General features: G+C 51.8%; 15 protein-coding genes. 5 read left to right on the top strand and 10 right to left on the bottom strand.

The window, feature by feature from the left end; genetic code table 11:
- The first annotated feature begins 24 nt into the window (after window positions 1-24).
- The 3 genes from eat (at window position 25) to ACVHNU_RS16460 (ending at window position 2,481) form a co-directional block, all read left to right on the top strand.
- Window positions 25-1,389, top strand: coding sequence for an ethanolamine permease (gene eat / locus ACVHNU_RS16450; RefSeq protein WP_003226855.1), 1,365 nt, complete (start codon window positions 25-27; stop codon window positions 1,387-1,389).
- A gap of 230 nt (window positions 1,390-1,619) precedes the next feature.
- Window positions 1,620-1,787, top strand: a complete 168-nt coding sequence (locus ACVHNU_RS16455) for a DUF2897 family protein (protein WP_003226857.1) — start codon at window positions 1,620-1,622, stop codon at window positions 1,785-1,787.
- Between the two features lie 136 nt (window positions 1,788-1,923).
- Entirely contained in the window at window positions 1,924-2,481 is a 558-nt protein-coding gene (locus ACVHNU_RS16460) for a TetR/AcrR family transcriptional regulator (RefSeq protein WP_473017832.1), read from the top strand.
- Here the strand turns inward: ACVHNU_RS16460 and fabF are convergent.
- The 3 genes from fabF to ACVHNU_RS16475 form a co-directional block, all read right to left on the bottom strand.
- Window positions 2,478-3,752 carry a beta-ketoacyl-ACP synthase II gene (gene fabF / locus ACVHNU_RS16465; protein ID WP_473017834.1) on the bottom strand — a complete coding sequence of 425 codons (1,275 nt, stop codon included), beginning with the start codon at window positions 3,750-3,752 and terminating at the stop codon, window positions 2,478-2,480. The two genes, ACVHNU_RS16460 and fabF, sit on opposite strands and share 4 nt — an antisense overlap.
- A gap of 17 nt (window positions 3,753-3,769) precedes the next feature.
- Entirely contained in the window at window positions 3,770-4,567 is a 798-nt protein-coding gene (locus ACVHNU_RS16470; RefSeq protein ID WP_473017835.1) for an SDR family NAD(P)-dependent oxidoreductase, read from the bottom strand.
- 209 nt (window positions 4,568-4,776) lie between these two features.
- Window positions 4,777-5,106 (bottom strand): ComEA family DNA-binding protein, encoded by a 330-nt coding sequence (locus tag ACVHNU_RS16475; protein WP_473017836.1) that lies wholly within the window; start codon window positions 5,104-5,106, stop codon window positions 4,777-4,779.
- Between the two features lie 299 nt (window positions 5,107-5,405).
- Here ACVHNU_RS16475 and ACVHNU_RS16480 point away from each other — a divergent pair, with 299 nt between their 5' ends.
- Complete coding sequence (locus tag ACVHNU_RS16480; RefSeq protein WP_473017837.1) at window positions 5,406-5,975, top strand: acyltransferase; 570 nt, start codon at window positions 5,406-5,408, stop codon at window positions 5,973-5,975.
- 63 nt (window positions 5,976-6,038) lie between these two features.
- Here ACVHNU_RS16480 and ACVHNU_RS16485 read toward each other — a convergent pair whose 3' ends face one another.
- The 7 genes from ACVHNU_RS16485 to ACVHNU_RS16515 all read right to left on the bottom strand — a co-directional run bounded on the left by ACVHNU_RS16485 (window position 6,039) and on the right by ACVHNU_RS16515 (window position 14,749).
- The gene (locus tag ACVHNU_RS16485; protein WP_473017838.1) at window positions 6,039-7,118 is read right to left on the bottom strand and encodes a glycosyltransferase; all 1,080 of its coding nucleotides are present in this window, start codon (window positions 7,116-7,118) and stop codon (window positions 6,039-6,041) included.
- Window positions 7,115-8,071: a glycosyltransferase gene (locus ACVHNU_RS16490; RefSeq protein WP_473017839.1), complete on the bottom strand. Its 957-nt coding sequence runs from the start codon at window positions 8,069-8,071 to the stop codon at window positions 7,115-7,117. The genes ACVHNU_RS16485 and ACVHNU_RS16490 overlap by 4 nt, the downstream gene beginning before the upstream one ends.
- Window positions 8,072-8,213: 142 nt before the next feature.
- Entirely contained in the window at window positions 8,214-9,296 is a 1,083-nt protein-coding gene (locus ACVHNU_RS16495) for a DegT/DnrJ/EryC1/StrS family aminotransferase (protein WP_473017840.1), read from the bottom strand.
- Window positions 9,297-9,318: 22 nt separating this feature from the next.
- Window positions 9,319-10,227 (bottom strand): class I SAM-dependent methyltransferase, encoded by a 909-nt coding sequence (locus tag ACVHNU_RS16500; protein ID WP_473017841.1) that lies wholly within the window; start codon window positions 10,225-10,227, stop codon window positions 9,319-9,321.
- Complete coding sequence (locus ACVHNU_RS16505) at window positions 10,220-11,530, bottom strand: ABC transporter ATP-binding protein (RefSeq protein ID WP_473017842.1); 1,311 nt, start codon at window positions 11,528-11,530, stop codon at window positions 10,220-10,222. The genes ACVHNU_RS16500 and ACVHNU_RS16505 overlap by 8 nt, the downstream gene beginning before the upstream one ends.
- Complete coding sequence (locus ACVHNU_RS16510) at window positions 11,520-12,338, bottom strand: ABC transporter permease (RefSeq protein ID WP_473017844.1); 819 nt, start codon at window positions 12,336-12,338, stop codon at window positions 11,520-11,522. Before ACVHNU_RS16510 ends, ACVHNU_RS16505 begins: the two co-directional genes overlap by 11 nt.
- A 416-nt stretch (window positions 12,339-12,754) precedes the next feature.
- On the bottom strand, window positions 12,755-14,749 hold the full coding sequence (locus tag ACVHNU_RS16515) for a polysaccharide biosynthesis protein (RefSeq protein ID WP_473017845.1): 1,995 nt from the start codon (window positions 14,747-14,749) through the stop codon (window positions 12,755-12,757).
- Between the two features lie 294 nt (window positions 14,750-15,043).
- Between ACVHNU_RS16515 and ACVHNU_RS16520 the strand changes: the two genes are divergently transcribed.
- Entirely contained in the window at window positions 15,044-16,033 is a 990-nt protein-coding gene (locus ACVHNU_RS16520; RefSeq protein ID WP_473017846.1) for a glycosyltransferase family 2 protein, read from the top strand.
- Window positions 16,034-16,048: the final 15 nt, after the last annotated feature.

The following is a 16,048-nucleotide window of genomic DNA, read 5'->3' on the forward strand; positions in this document are numbered from 1 at the left end:
CCAAACCGTTCAGGGAGCATGCGCATGAACACACAACTCAAACCAACGCTGGGCACCTTGCACCTGTGGGGAATCGCTGTCGGGCTGGTGATTTCCGGCGAGTATTTCGGCTGGAGTTACGGCTGGGGCGTGGCCGGTACACTGGGCTTTCTGGTGACCTCGTTCATGGTCGCGACCATGTACACCTGCTTCATTTTCAGCTTCACCGAACTGACCACCGCGATTCCTCATGCGGGTGGGCCGTTCGCCTACAGCCGTCGTGCGTTCGGTGAGAAAGGCGGGCTGATCGCCGGGCTGGCCACGCTGATCGAATTCGTCTTCGCGCCGCCGGCCATCGCCCTGGCGATCGGCGCTTATCTGAATGTGCAGTTTCCGGCGCTCGATCCGAAACATGCAGCGGTCGGCGCATATATCGTCTTTATGGGTTTGAACATTCTTGGTGTGAAACTGGCCGCGACGTTCGAGCTGATCGTCTGCGTGCTGGCGGTAATCGAATTGCTGGTGTTCATGGGCGTGGTCGCGCCAGCGTTCAGCTTCAGCAGTTTTGCGTTGAACGGCTGGGCCGGTTCCGATGTGTTCGGTGTGCCGGCAATTGCCGGGATGTTCGCCGCGATTCCGTTTGCGATCTGGTTTTTCCTCGCCATCGAAGGCGCGGCGATGGCCGCCGAAGAAGCCAAGGATCCCAAACGCACGATCCCCAAGGCCTACATCAGCGGGATCCTGACCCTGGTGTTGCTGGCGATGGGCGTGATGTTCTTCGCGGGCGGCGTCGGTGACTGGCGCACCCTGGCGAACATCAACGATCCGTTGCCGCAGGCGATGAAGACTGTGGTCGGCGACAACTCCGGCTGGTTGCACATGCTGGTGTGGATTGGCCTGTTCGGTCTGGTGGCGAGTTTCCACGGGATCATCCTCGGCTACTCGCGGCAGTTCTTTGCCCTCGCCCGCGCCGGCTACCTGCCGGCGTCGCTGGCGAAACTCTCGCGCTTCCAGACCCCGCACCGGGCGATCATCGCCGGCGGCATCATTGGCATCGCCGCGATTTACAGCGACGGCTTGATCAATCTCGGCGGCATGACCCTCACCGCCGCGATGATCACCATGGCCGTGTTCGGCGCGATCGTGATGTACATCATGAGCATGCTCAGCCTGTTCAAACTGCGCAAATCCGAACCGAATCTCGAGCGTACTTTCCGTGCGCCGTGCTACCCGCTGATTCCGCTGATCGCACTGGTGCTGGCGGTGGTGTGCCTGATCGCCATGGCCTGGTTCAACGCACTGATCGGGCTGATTTTCCTCGGTTTCATGGCGGTCGGCTTCGGCTACTTCCTGCTCACCGGGCAGTTGCGCGCTGACGCTCCGGCCGATGCGATGCTCACGGGACGATAACCCATGCCTCCTGTAGGAGCTGTCGAGTGAAACGAGGCTGCGATCCTTTGATGTTTAAAGATCAAAAGATCGCAGCCTCGTTTCACTCGACAGCTCCTACAGGGATTTAAGGTGCACCGGGGATATCGGACCTAGAATGGAACCACTGCGAACTCACTTCGCTCAAAAGTGGTATGCAGCGTCGCACGGCGAAATCCTCGCCCGTCGAACTGCCCTTAAGGAGAGCCGTTATGCCCTGGTATGCCTGGTTGATTCTGGTCGTTGCAATCGGCTCGATCGTTGGCGGATTGATGATGTTGCGCGACACCGCCAACAAGGTTGAACTGACCGATGAAGAACGCAAACGCGTTGCGCAGCGCAACGCCGAAGCGGACATCAAGGACGCGCAGGATCGCTGAATGAAAAACCCCGCCTGAATCGGCGGGGTTTGTTTTTTATGGCTTTGGACTTATCCGCACGCTTTTTAGAAGTAGAAGTACAGTCACCATTTAATTTTCCGTGGTTAAGATGGTGGCCTTGTCGCGGAGAGTCGAAATGCGTTACTCGCAGGATCACAAAGCCCAGACCCATCAGCGCATCATCAAGGAAGCCTCGGCACGCTTTCGCCAGGACGGTATCGGCGCCACCGGTTTGCAACCATTGATGAAAGCGCTCGGGCTGACCCATGGCGGGTTCTATTCGCATTTCAAGTCTAAGGACGAATTGGTGGAAAAAGCCTTGCAGGAGGCTGGCGCGCAGCTGGACGCGCATTGCGCCATGCTGTTCTCCGAGGAACGCCCGCTGGAGGCGTTCATCGACAGTTACCTCTCCGAATGGCACTACAGCTCTGCGCACGAAGGCTGCCCTTTGCCGACCATGTCCTCGGAAATGGGTCTGCGCGGTCAGCCCAGCCCGACCACCGACGCGATGCTCAACAGTCGACTGGAACAAGTGCAAAACACGCTGGAAGGCCCATCCGCCGCTGATCGCAGCATTGTCATCATGGCCACACTGGTTGGTGCACTGGTGCTCGCACGCAGCGTCGAAAATCCGCAGTTGGCCCAACGGATTCTCGACGTCACACGTGACGCCCTGAAGAAAGATCAGGACTAGCCTTCCCAGCGCTTGAACAGCACGCTGGCATTCACCCCGCCAAAACCGAAGCCGTTGGACAACGCATACTCAATCGGCATCGACCGCGCCTGGCCGTGAACGATGTCCACGCCCTCGCTCGCCGGATCGGGATTGTCGAAGTTGAGCGTCGGCGGCACCACCTGATCGCGGATGGCCAGTAACGTGAAGATCGCCTCCAGCCCGCCGGCCGCGCCGAGCAAATGCCCGGTAGCGGACTTGGTGGAAGTGACGGCGATTTTGTTCTGCTCGCCAAACACACTTTTGATCGCCGCCAACTCTCCCAGATCGCCGACCGGGGTGGAGGTGGCATGTGCGTTGAGATGTTGCACCTGATCCGGCGCGATACCGGCCTGAGCCAGCGCCAACTGCATCGCCCGTCGTGCACCACTGCCGTCCTCCGGACCGGCGGTCAGATGATAGGCGTCGGCACTGGTGCCATAACCCACCAACTCGGCCAATGGCTGTGCACCACGTGCCAGCGCATGCTCAAGCGACTCGATCACCAGCAAACCCGCGCCCTCCCCCATCACAAAGCCATCGCGACCGCTGTCAAAGGGCCGCGAAGCGCGCTCGGGAGTGTCGTTGTAGCCACTGGACAGCGCTCGCGCGGCGGCAAAACCGGCCAGGCTGACCCGATCGATGCAGGCTTCCGCCCCGCCGCAAACCGCGATATCCGCTTCACCGGCACGAATCATCCGTGCAGCATCGCCGATCGCCTGGACCCCGGCAGCACAAGCAGTTACCGGTGCACCCAACGGGCCTTTCAAAGCATGCTGGATCGACACATGCCCGGCCGCCAGATTGACCAGAAACGATGGGATGGTGAACGGCGACAGACGACGCGGGCCACGACTGTCGGTGGTGCGCACGGCGTCGGCTATTGCCCCGAACCCGCCAACACCGGAGCCGATGATCGTTGCGGTGCGCTCCTGATCCCTGGCCTCGGACGGCTGCCATTCGGCCTGCGCCAACGCCTGGCGCGCCGCTTCCATGGCGAACAGGATGAAGCGGTCCATCTTCTTCTGCTCTTTGGGTGGCGTGGCAAGGTCCGGATCGAAACCGGCCTCGACGTCCTCTGCCGCCGTTGGCACCATCCCGGCGACCCGGGTCGGCAGATCTGCACTCACCGCGTCCGGCAAATTGCGCAAGCCGGAGCGCCCGTCCAGCAAGCGCTGCCAGACAACCTCGACGTTACTGCCCAAAGGAGAAACCAGGCCCATACCGGTGACAACAATTCGACGCTGACTCATACCGCAGTTACCTCTGATCAATTTTTGTAGCGTTGCGCCGCCGAGCTGCGCGACAGATTCGGCGCCATGACATGCCGTGCACGCACGAATGCCTGCCATTCACCTTCGTCAGGCAGCGACGGGATGGTGATCAACTCACCCTGATCCAGACCGGCCAGCGCCGCATCCACCATCTCACCGGCCTCCATCACCATCTCCGCCGGAATACCACTGGCGTCGATGCCCGAGCGCTCCCAGATTTCAGTACGGGTAACACCGGGCAACACCGCTTGCACCTTGACGCCAGTACCTTCGAGTTCGGCGTTGAGCGATTGAGTCAGGCTCAACACGTAGGCTTTGCTGGCGCTGTAGGTCGCGTTGAAGCGTTCAGGAAACAGCGCCACCACCGACGCGATGTTGATGATCGTGCCGCGTCCAGCCTTGGCGAAACTGGCGGCTGCTGCTGAGGCCAGCAACGTAACGGCGGTGACGTTCAACTGGATCAGACGCTCCAGTTGCTCGGCGTCGGAATTGGCCAGCAAACCATCGGCTGCAACCCCGGCGTTATTCACCAACAGGCTGATGCGCGAATCACTGCGCAGGCGTTGCTGGAGTTTGAGGACATCATCCTTTTGCGTCAGGTCGGCTTTGAGCACTTCGACCTGGACACCATGGGTCTCGCGCAACTGGCTCGCAGCATTTTCCAGACGCTGCTGATCGCGGGCGACCAACAGCAAATCAAAGCCACGTGCTGCCAACCGCTGCGCGTAGATGGCACCGATACCTGATGATGCCCCGGTGACGACGGCCGTACCTTGAGACTGGACTGAACTCATGAGAGCGCTCCTGAAATACTTTGGGATTGGCCCTCAGCGTTGTTTGCATGAAGGCGGCGGAAATTATTATATGCATAATCTCACGGCAATATGATACCCATAATTTTCAGCTCACCGACAAACGCGACGCCGCTCCCTCTGTCGCATATCTGCCACTAGAAAGCAGAAAGGCCGGTCAATGACCGGCCCCTTGGCGTTGAATAATCAGCTTAGTTCACTTCCAGCTTGTCGCGATTGCGATCCAGGATCGCCTTGCCGATGCCCTTCACTTCCAGCAGCTCATCCACCGAGGCGAATGGCCCATTAGTATCACGATACGCAACAATCGCTTTGGCTTTCGCCTCGCCTACTCCGGACAACTGTTTTTGCAGAGTTGCTGCGTCGGCGCCGTTGAGATCGACTTTTTCACCTTGCGACATCATCGTTGCCGCACTGGTTACGCTTGCAGGCTCTGAAGGTGTCACGGGCGCCGCAATTGAAGCAATCGACGCACTGGTGAGCAGGGTGAAAATCAGAGAATAAAAGTAGCCGTTACGCATAAGTGACGCTCCATCATCGTTTAAGAATACAGCTTTCCGCAGCTGCTCCCTAAACTTAGGCCACGGTGGGTAGCTGTCAAAAATGCATTCTTTGCAGAATATGTAATAGTCTTAATCTGCGAGTATTCGTCGGAAGGCAGAGCTACTACACAAACGTCTGAGCGAAGGGATCTGAAACACATTAATCTTGACGACTTTCCTCATAGGAAGGAAATAGCCGCAACCCGACGTGCTTTCTCAAAAGACGTAGAGGACGGTATAATTACGACACTTTCATCCCATACATCAAGGATACTCAAATGGGCATGCTCAGCTTGGAACAGATTGAAAAAATGGGTTTTTTACATGTAGGTAAAAATCCACGCCTGTCTGATAAAGCCTCTTATTACAACTGTGGAAACATTTCACTGGGGGATAATGTGCGCATCGATGACTTTTCGGTTATCTCGGCCGGAGAAGGCGGAATCAGAATAGGTAATTACGTACATATTGCTGTGTATAGTTTGCTGCAAGGCGCTGCCAAAATTACGCTTGAAGATTACAGCGGGCTATCTTCCCGAGTTTCAGTGTATAGCAGCAGTGATGATTACAGTGGTTCGAGCATGACCAATCCAACTGTACCTGCGGAATTTACAAACGTAAAAACCAAAGAAATCATTATTGGCCGCCATGTCATCATTGGTTGCGGAAGTATCATTCTTCCAGGCGTAAATCTAGAGGAAGGTGTCGCAGTCGGTGCACTCAGTATGGTTACGAAACACTGCCACGCCTTTGGAATATACTCAGGAACACCAGCTAAAAGAATTTCAGAGCGAAGCAAAAAACTCTTGGAGATTGAAGAGAAACTCATCGAGAGTTTGAAAGTCTGAAAAAAAATAAAAAATGGCAAGAGCTCAAGAGCATCTTGCCACTTTAAATAGCAACTCTTAATTTTACTTCAAACGTGATGAAATTTTGCTCCACATGCTTAGGATTTTGGATTTTTGCTGACTCATCACGGCAACTACTTTAGGGCGCAATACATCGACATTGCCCAACTCATTCTGAAACCAACGATCAGTCAAGCCAAATTCATTAACCATGATATCATGATGTAAAGGACTGTTCAGACATTTATTCAGCTTCAAGAGCCCTATCATCTGGTAAGGTTTTCCAAGCCATTGATTGTATTTCATAAACAACAATGCCTTTTCAATGTCCAGATGTTCAGGACTTTGGATGCTTCGCCCTTCGAGCAAATCACCAAATCCGTCAGCTACTTGCTCCGCAGTCACCCCATCAAAAAAAGTATCTGCAATCAGGTAATGTTCATTAATTGTGCGAATCGAGTTAGTGACTGTCTGACTGCTCGCATTTTCACCGGGCATAATTCGAAAGTTTATAAGCTCTCGATCAGAAATATGAATCGGATACTTTTTAACCAATCGAATCCACATATCCAAATCAGGCAACTGACGCAACCGGTTATTGTACATGCCCAGCTCATCAAAGCACGCCTTCCGAATCAGCATCGAAGGGTGACAAATGCAATTACCCAATTCAAAAAAGCGCCTCAACCAAGCACCTTGAGAACGGTTCTCTTGGTTGAACACACTACCAAAAGGCAACGCTGACTTTTCGATGGGTGTGCCATCCTTGTCCACAAATCGTGCCTGGCCGAAACACGCACCCACTTCCGGGTTTTCACGCATAAATTCGAGCTGATACGCCAGCTTATCGGCATCACACCAGTAATCGTCCGAATTGATAAGTGCGATAAACTCTCCGGACGCGCGCTCGATCAACTCGTTTGTTACTACGCAAGCGCCACGATTGACTTCATTAGGATAGAACTTGATTCGCTCATCATGTATAGCAGCTACTACGTCTCTGGTCTCATCAGAAGAACCGTCATCTGTGATGAGAAACTCGAAATCCACACCAAGCTGCCCCAGCACACTTTCTATTGCTTGCGCCACAAATCCCGCATGGTTGTAAGTCGCCATAATGACGGAAATCGTTGGCTTACTCATGCCCGACTCCTCTTTATAATCTTGACAAGAAAATTCTTTACAGCGACAGGAATGACGGCACGCAAGATGCTCATGATAAAGGGTGGCGTACAGCTGATAATAAAGGGTATAACCCTCAATACTGGCTGACTGAGGTTTTCAGTAACATTGCCAATTTGCGAAGCGGTTATCACGTGACGCAAACGACTGGCCAGATGTTCAAAATCATCATGGAACAGATAATCTGTCAATTCGTCATACGCAGGAAGAATTTCGAGTTGTGACTTCAATTTTTCAATATGTGGAGTCTGCGTCCAGACACCGGCATCATGAAGTCGATATACAGACATTGGCTCATCTAAATAGCCAATCAAACTTTCACGGGCCAAGTAAATATTTGTGATCCAGTCATACGACTTGATTTCGAAAAGTTCAGACGGCAACGTATTGAGAGCACTCCGCCGATACATGCAGGTGGAAAAGTTTCCGACAATATTATCAGCGATCAAATCACGCGCACCAAAAAAGCGATGCCCTGTACCGATAGGTGTGCGTGGAGTAAACTGAGACCGAGTCTCTTCAAACACAAAATAGTTTACCGAGCAGAGATTACACTCCCAGTGATTCTCCAGAAACTCGACTTGACGCTTCAGCTTGAAAGGGTTTACCCAATAGTCATCACCCTCCAATACCGCTACGTATTTACCACTGCACGCTGCAAAACCACGTTGATAATTCTTAGTAATCCCAAGATTTACAGTTGAATCCAAATACTTGAACAAAAAACGCTCATTCAGACTTTCGTATTCTTTAATAATAGCGCGAGTACTGTCTGTAGAAGCATCATCTGCAACAACAACTTCGACCGTGCCCGGCAACTCCTGCCCCAACAACGCATCTAGCGCTCGTCGAATATGTTTCTCATGATTATAGGTAACCAGAAGAACCGACACACCGACCATATCGTTTAGCACTTAAATATTCCTCTGATCGGCCAATCCAATCTAAGACTGAACCGAAAAACTTACATTTCGTAAAAACTCACTTGTGCTGCTTACCCTTTCATAAACTGGCAAACGGCATCGACAGCCATCATACAAACAGTCAAAAAAAGACTTAGTACCTTATTATTCTTTTTATTACACGACATATCATGTCTATCTCCTCGAAGGAGAGAGTGTGATAAAGCGGCAAACAAATGATTCGCCGCGAGATATCTTCAGAAACAGGAGAACTCTGCTCATGAACATAAGGCAACTCGGAAAGCGAAGGGTAAAAGTACCGACGCGGATAAACACTGCTCAGATTTAGAGCCTCAATAATTCGCAACAGCACTTCTTCACTTTCAACCACTATTGGAAAGTAGGAGTTATTGTACTCCGCGCCATCAGCGATCTTCTGGAATTTTAATGGCAACCCATTCAGAGACAATTTGTAGTGGTCGCACAACTCCTTCCTGACACGCAGAATCTCATCAACATACTTGAGATTGGTAAGCCCCATCGCCGCATGAACCTCTGAGTTCTTGGCGTTTACACCAACGCCACCAAACTCAGTCAACGAGGAGTGCCCAAAGTTTCGCATCATCGCCATACTTTTCAGAATCGCGGGATTGGAAGTCGCTACGGCGCCACCCTCGATTGTGTGAAAAAGCTTAGTAGCATGGAAACTACAGGTGGCAATGTCTCCATATGCCAGCAAGGAGCGACCTTTGTATTTCGTGCCGAAAGCGTGTGCGGCATCGTAGATGACTTTAAGGCCGTGCTTTTTTGCGATGCCCTCAATAGCTTCGACATCACAAGGGTTACCGAAAACGTGGGTGGCCAGAATTGCCGAAGTCTCCGTAGTGATCGCCTTTTCTATTTTTTCAGGATCGATATTTAATGTATCCGGGCAAATATCCACCATCACCGGAATACAACGCTCCCAGACGATACTGGACGTTGTTGCTACGTAGCTGAAGGGTGTAGTGATGATTTCGCCTTGCAGATCAAGCGCACGAATTGCAATTTGAAGCGCTATGGTGCCATTGCTCAGAAACAGCAAATGGTCAACCTCGAGCTTCTCCTTGAGCTTTAACTCAAGTTCGTTCACCAATGGCCCGTTATTGGTGAACCATTCACGCTCCCAAACCCCCTGAAGGTATTTTTGATACTCAGCAAAAGGAGGTATAAACGGCTTCGTAACAGTAATATTCATGTGCGCCCCGAAAGCGAAACTATTATGCAGTTCTGTTAAAAAAAGACTTTAGTCTTCCGTACCAGGAAGATTGAAAAACCTTGAGCTGGGCGTCGGCATTATCAAATTGAGACCGCAGCGCGTCATTCGCTTGCATTTGCGTAGCGAGCGATTCGTTCGCTTTGGCGATCTCCGCTGCTTGTGCCGCGAAACACTCCAACTGATGCTGAATTGCTTTGTCCTTTTGAGCTAACGCGGCTTCCAGCTCCCGTATATGGTTGGACTGGTGCTCAATATATTCAGCTCGTGCCGCAGACTCCGCGGCAACTGCTGCCTGCTCGCTAACGCCACTTTGCTCTGCCCATGCAGCTTCATTATCGTTAACGGCGTGAAAATCGATAGTGACTTCGACAGCCGACGACTTACGTGCTTCAACAATCAATTCATTATGAAATGGGCGGGACTCAAGCCCGGATAAATCCTTGTCATCGCTCTGACGATACGTCTGGAAGATAATTGATTTGAACCCAGCCTCAGTGATCACTCTTGCAAGCTCTTCAGCGTCGTATACGAACTGATGGCCCCAAGAACGCATTCCTTCGTTCATCATTTGACACCTTGAGTTGGGTTGCCAAAGATCACCCCACTCGTTGATGCTGTCTGAAAAATAGCAATGGGTCAAAAAACGCAGATTGGGTGTGGTAATTCGTATCGCGCCTTCCGGCGTTAACACCCGAAAACACTCTTTCAGGAACGAGACTGCTTGCTCACGAGTAATATGCTCAATGAAATGCTCATTGAACATGTGGCTGACGGATGACTCGGCGAAAGGCAGAGGCTCAGTGAGATCCAGTAATAGGTCAGCCTCTGGCGAATCAAGATCAATATTGACCCAGCCTGGAAATGTGACAGAACCACATCCGAGGTGAAGCTTCTTATCCGTATCAGTCATTTTGAATTTCTCGCACGCTGATCTTATTGTTCCAGTACGCAGCTGCATAGATTTGCGGGTGCCCTGCACTGGATAGGGTGAACTTCGTCGAAATAGGGACAAAATCCACAACCACGACATCGCCAATATTTAAGTTGACTGGTTCAGCGAGCATCGAAGAAATGACATAACTGCCTTCCCGCAAATAAGCGGTAAATGCCCATTCAACCACGTACACGCTACCGGCGCGGACATCGATCAAATGTTTATTGCCTTCAATACCGGTGTCTGAATAGATAATATCCTGGCCGTTTTTATCTCTAATGTGATATGCCAGACCAAGAATTGGGAGATCTTTATGGGCTTGCACTATCTGACGCAGCACTACCGTCTGCCCGAAATCGGCAGAATCAATTAATTGGCCGTTTTCGTTTACTAGTCCCACATTGACGAATTCGGCAGCACCATTCTGAATTCGCTGAAAACTGGCCATGGATTGAAATGATTCCACACCGTCAGTAAATTCGGAAGACACAAGCTTTACTTGGGGCGTGAACTCTTCAGCACCACGATCAGTACGCTGACTTTCGATCAGGGCAGAATAATATTTCTCTACAGCAGTATTCACATCACCTAGATATCTGCTACGTCCAGACTCAAGTAAAAGTGCGCGACTGCAGAGAGACTTTACCGAAGCAGTGTCATGGCTGACAAATAGCACCGTCGACCCTTTGGCAATGATCCCCTGAATCATTTTTGCGCACTTGGCCTGAAAGTAGGCATCACCAACCGACAGCGCCTCATCGACGATCAGGATGTCCGGCTCGACATGAATTGCCACCGAAAACGCCAAGCGCACCATCATCCCGCTGGAATAGGTTTTAACCGGCTGCCCGATGAAGTTACCGATGTCTGCGAACTCGACGATCTTGTCGTAGCGGGCATCGGTCTCACCGATGCTCAGCCCCAATACAGCGGCGTTCATATAAATGTTTTCACGGCCCGTAAACTCGGGATTGAACCCAGAACCGAGTTCCAGAAGCGCGGCGATTCGACCATTCGTCTGCACACTGCCACTGGTCGGATTGAGCGTGCCGCAGATCATCTGCAACAGCGTGGACTTGCCACTGCCATTACGCCCGATAATTCCAACCGTTTCGCCCTTCTTGATTTCAAAAGAGACGTCGTTGAGCGCCCAGAACTCTCGATAGAATTTACGGCCCTTCACCAGAAACTGTTTCAGACGATCATGGGGCTGATCGTAAATCTGATAACACTTGCTGAGGTTCTCAACCTTGATTGCGATATCAGAATTAGATGACATCGGCAAACCCCTTACGTGTTTTCTGGAACCAGGCGAAGCCTAACCACATGACCAACAGTCCTATAAGGAAATAGATTCCAATAATCGAAAAGTCCGGAGCACGACCGAAAAACAGCACATCCCTAGCTTGCTCGATGACAGGGGTGAGCGGGTTCAGCATCAGTACCGGCCTGTACGCCTCAGGCAATGCGCTCGCCGGATAGAAAATCGGCGACAGAAACATTAGTACGGATGTGAGGATACCGATGAATTGGGCGATATCTCGCAAATAGACACCCAGAGACGCCAATCCCCAGGAGAGCCCCATCATCACTAATACCAAAGGCATGACCACCAAGGGCAGATACAAGACAGTGAGGTGCGGCATCCCAAAGAAAATCAGGTAGGCCAGGATCCATACACCCAGGCTGATCAACGCATGAAACATGGCTGCACCGAGGCTGACCCAGGGAAGAATTTCCAGGGGATAAACTACCTTTTTGACGTAGTTAGCATTGGAGACGATAAGACCGGGCGCCCGATTGATACACTCCGCGAAGAGACTGAACACCATCAGACCAGCGAACAGAATCAGGGCAAACTCAGTTTTAGAATCACTGCCACCGCTCCACCGCGCTTTGAACACAACGCTGAAGACAAATGTGTAAACTGCGAGCATGAAGACCGGATTGAAGAACGACCAGAGCACCCCAAGAACCGAACCTCGGTACCGTCCCAATACTTCCCGCTTGATCGACGCTTTTATCAATGTTCGATTACGAACAAGACTGGCAAACATTTCTCGCGGCAATGTAGAAAAATCTTGCATCAGGCAATGGCCTCTGAGTTGATACCGAACTTACGCTGGACCGCACTGCCTGTCATACCGCGCTTCTTCCATTCTTTGTATATAAATTCGAACAACAAAAACATAACAACAGCGCCTCTCCTATTGGAGTCCCTGAGCGAGAAAAAGTAATTATTGTTCGCGGCTCGAAAGTTTTTCGGAACATAAAAAACCCATGCCACCGATATTACAGAAAAGCTTGAGTTTTTTGAATCTGAACATCCGCGCTACCCTTTGAGAATATAAAAATCGGCGTTCCGACCACGGTCAGAATGACCGTCGAGGATACCGTAAAACGCCTCCGCAGAACACCGGATAACGGACTTGACTCCGCTCTCCAGACAATGACCCAAGGTACGCTTGCAAGCTTGCAGGCATCCCTTTGCAGCAAGTGCGGGTCAGGGATCGAGACGACGCTGCTGGTGGATCCAGTCGACAATCTCACCATCAGGCGAATAACCACTGACCGTGTCCCGAAGAATTTGCCGAACTCGCGAGTAGTCGTCCTCTTCGACCGCAGCCAGCAATTCCGCCAGGCGAATCTTGAGCACATCCCAGGAAATGAGATCTTCATTGGCGCTCATGATCATCGGATGTTCTGTGGCCGAAACATTGTCGCCAATCAGAAGCTCTTCGTAGAGTTTTTCCCCAGGCCGCAATCCGGTGAATTCGATGGCAATATCACCATGCACATTCTTTTCGGAGCGAACACTGAGACCAGACAGGTGAATCATCTTTTCCGCAAGCTCGACGATTTTGACTGGGTCTCCCATATCCAATACAAAAACATCCCCGCCCTGACCCATGGAACCGGCCTGAATCACCAACTGCGCAGCTTCCGGAATTGTCATGAAGTAGCGAGTGATCTTGGGATGAGTGACCGTCAGAGGGCCACCGGACTTGATCTGACTATGAAACAGCGGGATCACCGACCCCGAAGAACCCAGCACATTTCCGAACCGCACCATGGTAAAACGCGTCTTGTTGACACGAGACACGTTGGCCTTGTCACCAAATAACACCGGAGCCATCTCGCGACTCAGAGCCTGCAAGGTCAATTCAGCAAGTCGTTTGGTACTCCCCATAACATTGGTGGGACGGACAGCCTTGTCGGTGGAAATCAGTACAAAGTTGGAAACACCAGCCTGTAATGCAGCCTGTGCGGTATACAAGGTACCAATCACATTATTAAGCACGCCTTCGGCAATATTGTGTTCGACCATCGGCACATGCTTGTAGGCGGCAGCGTGATAAACCGTATCCACACGCCACGTTTTCATCACATCCAGTAACTTGTGGGGGTGCCGGATGGACCCCAGTATCGGCAGCAGACGAATGGAAACGGATTCGCGCGCGATACGCCGCTCCAGCTCGGACAAAATACTGTAAAGATTGAATTCACTATGGTCGAACAGCAGAAGTGTGATCGGGCCCAGCAGAAAAATCTGCCGGCAGAGTTCAGAGCCGATCGACCCCCCCGCCCCCGTCACCAGTACCACTTTGCCGGCTATGCAGTGAGCCAGCAGGTCCGATTGAGCAGGGACGGAATCGCGCCCCAGCAGATCCGCGATGTCCACTTCCTGAATGTCGTCGACCTTTACCCGCCCGCTAGCCAAGTCGGTAAAGTTAGGCACGCTGCGGATATGCAGCGGAAAACCTTCCAGAAAATTGAGAATTTCTCGGCGACGGGCTCGGGTGGAGGAAGGCAAGGCCAAGAGAATTTCCTGCGCCCCGGTCACATCAATCATTTGCTGAATATGCTTGGGCTTATAGACTTGCAGACCTGATATGGACCGATCAGCGATACTCGCATCATCGTCGATGAAGGCTACCGGCCGCATCGCCCGTCCCATTCGCAGAGCAGCAACTAACTGATTGCCAGCGACACCTGCCCCGTAGATGGCCACTTTGGTCAGACCGTCGTCACGACTGGTGAACGGTACGTGCCGGGCTGCGGTAAACCAGTCACCCATGAAATACTGACGCATGCACAAGCGCAATCCGCCAATGATCACCAGACTCAGCCACCAATAGTTGAAAATTATGGATCTGGGGACAACGCTTTCATGGTTGCTATACCAATAGACAACTACTGCAAGTATCAGCGAAGAAAGGCTGACCGCTTTGATGATGGCGATAAGTGCGTCGTTGCCAAAGTAACGCATGACCGCGCGGTACATGCCAAAACGAATAAACAGGGGGATGGCAACAAGCGGGGCACATGCGAAGAGCCAGGCATGAACCTTGATGGGGTTGTACATGTCATCGATTCCGAGGCGAACGATGAACGCCAGCCACAGCGCCCCCCAGACGAGAACGACGTCGGTAGCCACCTGCAGCAGTCGTTTTTGACGACGCGGCAATCCCAGCAAATACACTCGCACTTTATCCATTGACTCGCCCGATCACCGTCCCACTCCATGAACTCAAACCTGGTCGCATTGTAGCCCTCTTCAGTCCGAGAATACGACTGCCAAGTGACCAGTAGATACTCTCAGCCACACCTTCTGCGCCCTAACCGCTCGTCAGCGCCCAAGCGCGTCTGTTAAGCTGGTGCCCTTCGCGGGCATTCGACGCCCGCAGCTCCGCGCACCGCTAAACTTCAAAGTTTGCCAATACCGCCTTTTTCGCCCTGCAATGTTTTCATGACAAACCGCTGCATGATCAGGGAGCCAGAGATTAAGATCATGGATAAGCCGAACAAAGAATTCAGCCCCGAAATGCAGCACACCTCAACCACCAACAAGCCAGACAAAAACAACAAAAAAATTGCAATATTGATCTGCACCTATAACGGCGCTCGCTTTCTGAAAGAGCAACTCGATTCTTTTATTGAGCAATCCCATCAAAACTGGGTGATTTATGTTTCGGATGACGGCTCGACTGACGAAACTCTCGATATATTAAAATGCTACCAACTTCGGCTCAACCCTGAACGATTGGTAATTTTGCACGGCCCCCGACAGGGTTTTGCCAAAAACTTTCTGTCCCTTGTAAAAAACCCAACAGTAGCCGCGGACTACTTCTGCTTCAGCGATCAAGACGATATATGGTTTAAAGACAAACTGACCCGAAGTCTCGACTTATTACTCGAACTTGGAAATACTCCGGCGCTCTATTGCTCCCGAACAGCGCTGGTAAATTCGGACCTGAAACCTATCGGATATTCGCCGCTGTTTTTGCGAACGCCTTGTTTCGAGAATGCACTGGTTCAGAGCATTGCCGGAGCCAACACAATGCTGATCAATACTGCAGCTCGCGCACTCATACTGCAAGTAGCTGACGACGCCCCGGTCGTCGCGCATGACTGGTTGGCCTATTTATTAGTGACCGGTTGCGGCGGACAGGTGATTTACGATCCGAGACCATCCCTTCATTACCGCCAGCATGAAGGGAATCTGATTGGTGCCAATGCCAACCTGAAAAACCAGATACTGAGACTGCGCAAAATGCTGACCGGTCGTTTCAGCCAGTGGAGCACCCAGAACCTGAGCATTCTGAATGCCGTCCGCGACCAGCTTACAGATAGAAACAGGCATATACTCAAGCTTTTCGAAACAGCCCGGCACGGCAACCTGTTTTCACGAATTTATTGGATGCGCAAAAGTGGTGTTCATCGCCAGACGCTGAGGGGCAACATCAGCCTGATCGTTGCTACGCTAATGAACAAGATTTGACCGACCGCGCCGCGC

This window comes from Pseudomonas sp. Ors-4-3C (assembly GCF_055755035.1).